Consider the following 10,058-nt stretch of genomic DNA (forward strand, 5'->3'; position numbering starts at 1 on the left):
CCATGAGCATCTTAAATGCAATAAGAAATAAGATTGCCCTAAGAGTGGTTGCAGTGGTAAGTCATCAGAAACCTTATGTCAGTAATCAATTAATTGCGGCATAAATTATATTAAAAAATACTTGCATGAGTCATAACAATCATCTCGACAGAATGCGGAGAAATTGAATTCCAGAAAACAAAAAGCGGGGCATTGTAAAAATGCCTCGCTTTTTGTTTATCCTTATATTACACTATTACTTATTAGGTTGAGGTGTAGTTCTTAAATAAGGTTTAATTACTTTATGTCCTTTGGGGAACCTTGCAGGAATGTCTTCTGTTTTAATACTGTTCATTACAACAACATCTTGTCCATCTTCCCAATCTGCAGGAGTTGCAACGCTATAATTAGCGGTAAGTTGTAATGAATCGATTACTCTTAATACTTCGTTAAAGTTACGCCCTGTAGACGCAGGGTAGGTTAGCATCAATTTAACCTTTTYATCAGGAGAGATGATGAACAACGAACGTACAGTTAAAGTTTCTGATGCATTTGGATGGATCATATCATAGAGATCAGCAACTTTCTTATCCTCATCTGCAATGATAGGAAACTCTACATTTGTATTTTGAGTTTCATTGATGTCTTTAATCCAGCCTTTATGAGACTCTGCAGAATCAACGCTAAGCGCCAGTACTTTAACATTTCTTTTTTCAAATTCTCCTTTTAAAGATGCAGTACGGCCAAGTTCCGTGGTACATACCGGAGTATAATCTGCAGGGTGAGAAAACAAGACTCCCCAGCTATCTCCCAGAAAATCATAAAAATCGATATTACCAATAGAAGTTTCTGCCTTAAAATTGGGAGCTGCGTCCCCTATTCTTAAACTCATAATTATATATTTTAGTAGTAAATAACAATGTTTAAAAGTAAATATTAAAGTCTACAAGTTAAGTATACTATTTAAAATAATTCTCCTGTTTTTGTAATAAAATTAATTTCAGGAATCTTACTTCCCAAGTGCTTATTAAACTGTTTAATGGTATAATCGGCAAGAATGGGTGTATCCTTTTCATCATGTTGGTGCAGAAAGAAGTACACTTTTTCCAGTCCTTTATCCAACCACTGTTTAATTCTTACCACCCAATCGTCTATCCTTGCAAAGTCAGAATCCTGATGTGCCGATCCATTTCCGACAAAGCGAATAAATATTTCAGGTATGGTTAGTTCCATGTGCACACAGTCTCTCCTGCCGCTTGCATCAGTAATTACTGCACCCTTATTTAACTTTGCAAACATATCAAACACCTGGTTCCTATTCGCTTCTTCCAAAAACCATCCTTCGTGCCTTAATTCCACAAAAACAGCAAGGTCAGTAGGCAGGTATTTCAGGTATTCTTCCAGAACAGGCAGGCTCTTAGGTGTAAAGTTATCTCCAAGCTGCAAAAAGCATGGCCCCAAGAACTGAGCAAATTCAGAAATAYTTGCCAGAAAAAGATCTGTTGGTACCTCTGCATCTTTTAGCCTTTTAATATGGCTGATTGTTCTGGAAAATTTAGGACAGAAAATAAAACTATTATTGGAATTATCCTCAGCCTTGGCTTTCCATTTTTTAATCAGCTCTGCATTCGGGATGCTGTAAAAAACTGCATTCAGCTCAATAGAATTGAAATGTTTTACATATTGATCCAGAAAGTCGGCTTCTTTGGTTTTTGCTGGGTAAATCATATTTAACCATTCCTTTCGGCCCCATTTGGCACAGCCAACGTAAAACTCAGGGTTTTTAGCCGGCTTACCTTTCGACAATGTTTTTGAAGTTTGTATGCCATCTTTTGGCAATGTAAAATTTACATGCTTTATCTGGCTATCTGTTACTTTTCCGAAATCCATATTTAAAGTTCTATATAAAGCAAAACCCCGAAACTAAATTAAAGTTTCGGGGTTTCAAATTTATGTGTTAGTTATTAGTTATAACCTTTTATCATAAACACGTAATCCTGAATTTTGGATACCTGTTTTGATGGCTCTAATTTCGATAATTTGCTCTTCCTAACAGAAGATATCCTACCCACTATAGAATCCTGAGGGATAGAGCTTAACGCTTCCTGAAGGAACTTTGCTTTTACCGCAAAGGTTGCTCCGTCTGTATAGCTTTCTTTAGCATTGATTATGCCTATTACGTTTCCGCTATTATCTAATAGCGGCCCGCCACTATTACCTGGATTAACATCAAGAGATAACTGATACGCTAAAGTATCACCATTAAAACCACTTTGTGAACTTAAATAGCCTATTCCTAACACTACTTCATCTTTAGGATAACCCAGTGTGTAAACAGATTCTCCGAGGCCAACTTTACCCTTTTTTAATGAGTAAGGTAACGAGCCTAATGAAAACTTTTTATCAATGATTTTTAGAATGGCAATGTCATTAATAGGATCTTTATAGGTAATATCAACTTTATAAAGATCACCTTTGTTGTTCTGAACGTACACCGTATCAGATTTTTCGACTACGTGATAGCTAGTTAAGATATATCCGTTAGAAGAAATTGCAAAACCGGTACCGCCAAATTTCACGGGCTTAACAGGCACCTTTGAATTCTGGCTTGATTTTACATCTCTGATCAGGTTATTGGTAGAACTTTTAAGCTTACTAAGCTCAGCACTCATTTGTTTATAGCTACCGGTTTGCTCTGTAGTTTGTTGTATAGAATAAATGGTAACAATTGTTAATAATATAAAAGAGGCGGCCACAGCAATTGCTGATTTATTTTTACGCCACATATTAACAATAAACGAAGGATGAGGTCCAAGCTTTCTGCTTAAAGCATCAACATCGATCTGATCATGTGCATGATCCATCTTGTTTTTCAAATCAAGATTTGAGGCATAATCCTTTAACGAATCCAGAAAAACCTTGTGCGCAACAACCTTATGATCAACAGTTGGATCATTTAAGCGTAGTTGCTCAAAAGCGGTAGCTTCTGCCTCAGTAAGTTTACCGTTAAGGTAATCTTCAATTATGCCCTCTAACTCTATTTCGTTCCTCATATCACGATTGAAAAAATAATTTCTTTAACCTTTGTAAGCACTTATATTTTTGTGTTTTTGCGTTATCGGTATTGGTATACCCAAACTTTTCACAAATTTCCTGCATGGAAAGGTTGTTAATATAAAAATCCTGAATAATGGTCTTGCAGGGTTCACCTAAATGGAGGAGTGCTTCTTGCATCTTATCAAATTGCCTATCCTTCTCTTCATGCTGTTCAACATCCTCTTCTATCGCTATCACATCCTCAAAGTCAGAGATGTTATTGGTTTTCTTGCTTTGCTGTGCTAACTTCTTTAACCAAATACGTCTGCAGACTGAGTATATATAGGTCTTTAGTTTACTGCTTAACTCGAAATCTCCGCTTTTAATTTTATTATATAAAACAATTATGCCTTCCTGATACACATCTTTTGCATCATCTTCATCACCGTTATTATTTAATATAAACTGTAAAATCATCGGAAAATACCCCGTATACAATTTATTTAGCGCTTCTTCTGAGTTATTTAAGACCCCTAAAACTACCTCTCTATCTGTTGGAACTGAACTGCTTAACTTATTACTCACCAATTAATACATTTAAACGTGAATGGTAACCCAATGATAACAAAAAAAATTACTTTTTTTATTTCTTCCTTAATACGGCAATACTATAAAGAGTAACCCAGTAACCCACATTAAAATATTTTTTATTTTTTTTTCAATTAGGTGGGTTACCTTTTAAACTTTCCTGTATTAATCTGTAAAATTAATTAATTATTTAAAATAGAATTAGAATGAAAAACGCATTTAAATTTGGCTTTTTAGCTTTAGCAATCTCTTTATCAGTAGCAGCTTGTAACTCTGAGAAAACAGGTGAATCTACAGATACTACTGTAACTGATTCATCTACTGTTGTTACTCAAGTTGATACTAACGTAACTGATTCAACTGTAAAAGATACTACTGTAACTACTACTGTTGACTCAACTAAACACTAGTCATTTTTAACAAAATAAAAAAGGCTTTGGAATCTCCAAGGCCTTTTTTGTTATCCAAAGTTTTGCTTTTCAGCAACCTTACTTCATTAAAAGGCTAATAAATGCTACATTTGCGCTTGTAAAAATAAGTCAAATTCATGAATTTATCTCCTCTTCAAGCTATTTCTCCAGTTGATGGACGTTATAGAAACACTACTCAAAGCCTTTCTAAATATTTTTCAGAGTCAGCATTAATAAAATACAGAGTATTTGTAGAAATTGAATACTTTATTGCACTTTGTGAAACAGGCTTACCTGGTTTAAAAGAATTCGATAAATCTATTTACGGTAAACTACGTTTAATTCATGAGCAGTTTGATGATAACCATGCTCAGGAAATTAAAGACACAGAAAAGATCACCAATCATGATGTTAAAGCGGTTGAATATTTTATAAAAAAGCAATTTGATCAATTGGGTCTCGAAGCTTATAAAGAGTTTATCCATTTCGGATTAACATCTCAGGATATCAACAACACAGCTATACCTTATACTATTAAACTAGCTTTAAATGAAGTTTACTATCCTCAAATAGCTGAGTTGATTGCTAAAATAAAAAGTCTGGCTACTGAATGGAAAGATGTGCCCTTACTTGCACATACGCATGGACAGCCTGCATCTCCTACTAAACTTGGTAAAGAGTTTATGGTATTTGCTGAACGTTTAGAGATTCAGTTAAATAACTTAAAAAACATCCCTAACAGCGCAAAATTTGGCGGTGCAACAGGTAATTTTAATGCACACCATATTGCTTATCCTGGTGTAAACTGGGTAGATTTCTCTAATAATTTTGTAAATGAGATATTAGGCCTTTCGCGCGCTCAGTATACTACTCAAATTGAGCATTATGATCAATTTGCTGCACAATGTGATGCTTTAAAAAGAATAAACAACATCATTATTGATCTTGATAGAGACATTTGGGCGTACATTTCTAAAAACTACTTTRAACAAAAGATTAAAGAAGGTGAAGTTGGTTCTTCTGCAATGCCTCATAAAGTAAACCCTATTGATTTTGAAAATGCAGAGGGTAATGCTGGTATAGCAAATGCGTTATTCGAATTTTTTGCGGCTAAATTACCAATTTCACGCTTACAAAGGGACCTTACAGATTCTACGGTACTTAGAAATGTAGGCGTGCCTCTTGCTCACACTACAATAGCTATTGCATCTACGTTAAAAGGTTTAAATAAATTATTGCTGAATAATGAAGCTATTAATGCCGACCTTGAAAACAACTGGGCTGTGGTTGCTGAAGCAATTCAGACTGTACTTAGAAGAGAGGCTTATCCTAACCCATACGAAGCACTTAAAGATCTTACCCGTACCAATCAGAAGATTACTGCTGATACCATGGCGAACTTTATTGATGGTTTAAATGTGAATGATCAGATTAAACAGGAATTAAAGAACATCACTCCTTTTAACTACACGGGCGTATTTTAGATATAATGACCTAAAACAGACATCGATACCTTAAATTGCACCAACGAATTATTTATTTTTGTAGAAAAAAAGAAGACAATGACTATTAACGTATATACTGAACAAACTCCAAACCCTGCTACAATGAAATTCATGGTCAATAAATTATTGATCAATGGCAGTGAAGATTTCGCAACTAAAGAAAGTGCTGAGCACTCTCCTTTTGCAAAGGAACTGTTTAAGTTCAACTTTGTTAATGGTGTTTTTTTTGCAAGTAACTTTGTTACGATTACAAAAACAGAGGGTGTTGAATGGCCGGATATCGAACCAATTCTTAAAGAATTTGTTAAAGGAGCTGTTGAATCTGAATATAAAATAAAAGAAGAAACATCTGATGAGACACCTACTTTTGAAGGAACAGATCTTGAGATTAAAATTCAGCAAATTCTACATGATTATGTTCGCCCGGCAGTTGAACAAGATGGTGGTGCAATTAGCTACAAATCATTTGATGAGGGTGTTGTAACTGTTGAGCTTAGAGGTTCATGCAGCGGTTGCCCTTCTTCTACCATTACCTTGAAATCAGGAATTCAGAATTTATTGCAACGCATGGTTCCTGAAGTGAAAGAAGTAGTGTCTGAAGCTTTGTAAGCCGATTTAAATATAAAGAAAGAGCCTGTTTCAATGTTGAAACAGGCTCTTTTGTTTTATGTTGTTCTTATAATCTTTGTCATCCTGAATTTACTTCAGGATGACATGGTGGCGATAACACGACTAATTCTATTAACTTTTAAAACTCCGTTTAATAGCTTCTAAGATTTCACCATCAATCAAGCCATTTGTTGCCAGARTTTCTCTGGTTTCTAGAAATTCATCGCCTCCGGCAAAGTTTAATATATTTCCACCTGCCTGTTGTACCAGAAAAGCACCGGCAGCAACATCCCAGGCATTCAGGTTATACTCAAAGAAAGCATCGAACCTGCCACATGCTACATAAGCTAAATCAACCGCAGCCGAACCTATGCGCCGTAAGCCATGCGTTTTCTGCATCATTTCTGAAAGTAGCTGCATGTATTGTGCCTGTTTCTCGAACTGATAATATGGAAATCCTGTAGCCAGTAAACAATCTGATAAACCTGGTCTGGAAGAAACCTTAATCACTTTGTTGTTTAAATAAGCATCGCCACCTTTATAAGAATAAAACATCTCTCCGCGGTTTATCTCATAAACTACACCAACAACGGGTTTATCCTCTTCATAAAGCGCTATGCTTATAGAATAAGTGGGAACACCATGAATAAAGTTGGTAGTGCCATCTAATGGATCTATGATCCAATTGTAAACAGCACCTTTGCTATTTATGGTTTCTTCTTCAGTAGTAAAACCTGCTTCAGGAATTAGCTTGGCTAAATTTCTAACCAATAACTTTTCAGCATTCTTATCTACATAGGAAACCATATCGTTTAGGCCTTTGAACTCGACAGCACCTGCATCGAAGTTCATCGACTCTTTTCTTATAAAATTGCCTGTTAAGCGGGTAACAGCAATTACCTTAGAACATATTAATTCGTAATTCAACTCAGAAAAAAATTTTAATAGTTAGCCAACTTTTCTTTGTTCTTGTATGAATATAAAACAAGACCTAAGCCAGACAAAAACAGAATACTTGAAATTAGCTCTGCCTGCGTAAAATGTATACCGGCAACATTATATTTAGTATTTACTCTGATCAATTCAATAAAGAAGCGTTCCAGACCGTTTAGCATTAAGTATATACCAAACATCATTCCCGGAGATTTAATACGGTCACGGATCTTCCATAAGATCAGGAACAGTATAAAGCATACGATTACCTCATATATAGGTGTTGGGTATACCGGCTGAGGTAATTCGTTACAGAACCTGCCAACGCAACCCGCAATAGGATTTCCTTCGTTAGCAACGTTATTTGGATAGGTATAAGCCCATAACCAATCCGGAAGCCATGAAATTGGCTTAGCGTTTAGATTAGCGATTCCCCAGTCGCCATCACCAGACATATGGCAACCAATTCTGCCCACACTGTACGCAAGCATCATACCTGGTCCGCCAATATCAAGCATGTGCAATACTTTAATATTATTTTTCCTTGCGATATATAAAACAGCAGCACCGCCACAGATTAGTCCACCGTAAAACGTTAAACCACTAAATGACAATAAGCTGCCGATAGGATCTTTTACAAATGAGTCCCAATGTTCCAGGTTATCGAATATCTTTGCTCCAAGAAAGCCCCAGATAGCGGCCCAAACGATAAGAGTACCCATTAATTCATATGGGTGCTGCGTTACTTCAACAGTTTTTGGTTTGGGTAATTTATGCGCATTTTTCTCTTTATAATCCCAGTAAGCAAACAAACCAGCAAAAAACAAGCCTCCAAGTATATTACCTTTTAATGAAAGAAGTACTGTTTGGGCATCGCTTACAAACAGCTGATAGTTTAAGAGTGCATAAACTAATTTATACCCGATCAGGAACCCGAATACACCATTATAAGCCAGCTCAGTTGTAGTAGCAGGCTTACCAATAGTCATCGTTTTTTTGATTGGATGAAGAATACCAAGTGCTTCCTTACGTTTAAACTCATGAGTAAAAGCCCAGTAACCAGCAATAAAAGCTAAAGCGACAAAAACACCAAAGGTGTTAAACGGCAATGGGACTTGTATACCAAAAAGATATTCTAAAAAATGAGATACAGTAGGAAACATACGTATAAAAAAGTTTTATGCGAATATAGTATTAATGCGCTAAAACTTCTTCTGTTTCGGCAACTTCTACCTCACCATCGGCGGTAAGCTCAATAAGTTTTACGGTTTTGATTTCATTTACCATTACCGGGTCATATTTAGCTTTAACTTTTACATAGTTCTTGGTAAAACCATGCATAAAACCATTCTTTTGGTCGTCTTCAAAAAGCACTTCGCCAATTGAACCAATCTGAGATTGATAAAAGGCCCTTCTCTTTTTATCAGACAAAATATGAAGCATTTTGCTTCTATCCGCACGGGCACTTCCGGCAACAACGCCTTTCATTTCAGCCGCTGCTGTTTGCTCGCGTTCTGAATAGGTAAATACGTGCAGGTAAGAAATATCAAGCTCGTTTAAGAATTGATAAGTATCCAGAAAATCTTCATGAGTTTCACCAGGAAATCCAACGATTACATCAACTCCAATACAGCAATTAGGTATTAAAGCTTTAATTTTAGCAACTCGTTCGGTATAAAGTTCCCGTTGGTAACGTCTGCGCATTAAACCTAATATTTTATTAGATCCAGACTGCAGAGGGATATGAAAATGAGGTACAAATCTTTTGGAAGTAGCAACAAATTCAATGATTTCATTGCTTAACAAATTCGGTTCGATAGAAGAAATTCTTATCCTTTCTATACCCTCAACCTCATCCAGTGCTTTTACCAGGTCAAAGAATTTATCTTCTCTTTCTCCGTTTCTTATTCCGAAATCGCCAAGATTTACCCCCGTAAGTACAATTTCTTTAACGCCRCTTTCGGCTATTTGTTTAGCGCGGTTTACTACATTTTCGATGGTATCGCTTCTGCTGCCCCCACGCGCCAATGGTATTGTACAATAAGTACATGGATAATCACATCCATCTTGCACCTTTAAGAAAGTACGTGTTCTATCACCTATTGAATAGGCTGCAATAAAATTATGATTAACTTTTTCGATGTTTTGCTGATGAATAACGGCCTTAGGCTGTTTGGTAAGATCAGAGATGTATTCAACTATCCGGAATTTCTCTGCTGCACCAAGCACCATATCAACGCCTTCTATTTCGGCAATCTCAACAGGTTTTAACTGAGCATAACATCCTACTATGGTTACATACGCGTTGGGTGCGTACTTTAAAGCCTCTTTAACTACTTTACGGCACTTTTTATCAGCATGCTCTGTTACAGAACAGGTGTTTATTACATACACATCCGCTCCATCTGTAAAGTCTACAACAGCATATCCGGCATCGGTAAATAACCTGCCAATTGTTGAAGTTTCAGAGAAATTCAACTTACAACCCAGTGTATAAAATGCAACCTTCTTCATTCAGTGTTATCGCTATAATTATGCACGCGTCGTGCCGAATTTATTTCAGCATCCCGTTTAAGCATGTTTAGAATATCAAATTCGGGATGCTGAAATAAATTCAGCATGACGATTGTAAATTTTTAGATATCCCAATAAGCCTGCAAAGATAAGGTTTTAAATGAAATTATGATTCATTCCAGCGATAACTATCTTGCTCTAGTCCTGCAAGATCTATTACACGACTTACTACTGTTTGTGCAACCTCTTCAATAGTTTTGGGTAAGGAATAAAAAGATGGGCTGGCAGGGCATATAATCCCTCCTGCTTCCGTTACAGCTTTCATGTTATTAATATGAATAAGGCTAAAAGGCGTATCTCTTACTACGGCTATTAATTTCCTGCGTTCCTTCAATACAACATCTGCAGCCCTGGAAATTAAATCGTTAGAAATCCCATGTGCAATTCTGCCCAGAGTACCCATTGAGCATGGAATGATGATCAT

General features: G+C 36.2%; 11 protein-coding genes. 3 read left to right on the forward strand and 8 right to left on the reverse strand.

Going from position 1 to position 10,058, the window contains the following annotated elements; genetic code table 11:
• Positions 1 to 235 precede the first annotated feature (235 nt).
• From AC1DG9_RS16965 to AC1DG9_RS16980, 4 genes are all read right to left on the reverse strand, one after another.
• Positions 236 to 871: a peroxiredoxin gene (locus AC1DG9_RS16965; protein WP_477634931.1), complete on the reverse strand. Its 636-nt coding sequence runs from the start codon at positions 869 to 871 to the stop codon at positions 236 to 238.
• A gap of 71 nt (positions 872 to 942) precedes the next feature.
• The gene (locus tag AC1DG9_RS16970) at positions 943 to 1,869 is read right to left on the reverse strand and encodes a DUF72 domain-containing protein (RefSeq protein WP_477634932.1); all 927 of its coding nucleotides are present in this window, start codon (positions 1,867 to 1,869) and stop codon (positions 943 to 945) included.
• A 74-nt stretch (positions 1,870 to 1,943) separates the two neighbouring features.
• Complete coding sequence (locus AC1DG9_RS16975; RefSeq protein ID WP_288879045.1) at positions 1,944 to 3,032, reverse strand: S1C family serine protease; 1,089 nt, start codon at positions 3,030 to 3,032, stop codon at positions 1,944 to 1,946.
• Between the two features lies 1 nt (position 3,033).
• On the reverse strand, positions 3,034 to 3,600 hold the full coding sequence (locus AC1DG9_RS16980) for an RNA polymerase sigma factor (protein WP_048906590.1): 567 nt from the start codon (positions 3,598 to 3,600) through the stop codon (positions 3,034 to 3,036).
• A 209-nt stretch (positions 3,601 to 3,809) separates the two neighbouring features.
• On the opposite strand from AC1DG9_RS16980, the gene AC1DG9_RS16985 reads away from it, so the two are divergent.
• The 3 genes from AC1DG9_RS16985 to AC1DG9_RS16995 all read left to right on the forward strand — a co-directional run bounded on the left by AC1DG9_RS16985 (position 3,810) and on the right by AC1DG9_RS16995 (position 6,127).
• A complete protein-coding gene (locus AC1DG9_RS16985) occupies positions 3,810 to 4,013 on the forward strand; it encodes a hypothetical protein (protein ID WP_048906591.1) in 204 nt (67 codons plus the stop codon).
• A gap of 137 nt (positions 4,014 to 4,150) precedes the next feature.
• Positions 4,151 to 5,497, forward strand: coding sequence for an adenylosuccinate lyase (purB, locus tag AC1DG9_RS16990; RefSeq protein WP_477634933.1), 1,347 nt, complete (start codon positions 4,151 to 4,153; stop codon positions 5,495 to 5,497).
• A gap of 78 nt (positions 5,498 to 5,575) precedes the next feature.
• Positions 5,576 to 6,127 carry a NifU family protein gene (locus AC1DG9_RS16995; RefSeq protein ID WP_048906593.1) on the forward strand — a complete coding sequence of 184 codons (552 nt, stop codon included), beginning with the start codon at positions 5,576 to 5,578 and terminating at the stop codon, positions 6,125 to 6,127.
• 132 nt (positions 6,128 to 6,259) lie between these two features.
• Here AC1DG9_RS16995 and AC1DG9_RS17000 read toward each other — a convergent pair whose 3' ends face one another.
• The 4 genes from AC1DG9_RS17000 to AC1DG9_RS17015 all read right to left on the reverse strand — a co-directional run.
• Positions 6,260 to 7,054: an inositol monophosphatase family protein gene (locus AC1DG9_RS17000; RefSeq protein WP_477634934.1), complete on the reverse strand. Its 795-nt coding sequence runs from the start codon at positions 7,052 to 7,054 to the stop codon at positions 6,260 to 6,262.
• Between the two features lie 14 nt (positions 7,055 to 7,068).
• Positions 7,069 to 8,223: a prolipoprotein diacylglyceryl transferase gene (locus AC1DG9_RS17005; protein ID WP_337716595.1), complete on the reverse strand. Its 1,155-nt coding sequence runs from the start codon at positions 8,221 to 8,223 to the stop codon at positions 7,069 to 7,071.
• A 31-nt stretch (positions 8,224 to 8,254) separates the two neighbouring features.
• Positions 8,255 to 9,574, reverse strand: coding sequence for a tRNA (N(6)-L-threonylcarbamoyladenosine(37)-C(2))-methylthiotransferase MtaB (mtaB, locus tag AC1DG9_RS17010; RefSeq protein ID WP_172659871.1), 1,320 nt, complete (start codon positions 9,572 to 9,574; stop codon positions 8,255 to 8,257).
• 166 nt (positions 9,575 to 9,740) lie between these two features.
• On the reverse strand, positions 9,741 to 10,058 hold a 318-nt coding region (locus AC1DG9_RS17015; protein ID WP_477634935.1), incomplete at its 5' end, for a UbiX family flavin prenyltransferase.

Source organism: Pedobacter sp. 05L430, from assembly GCF_056397585.1.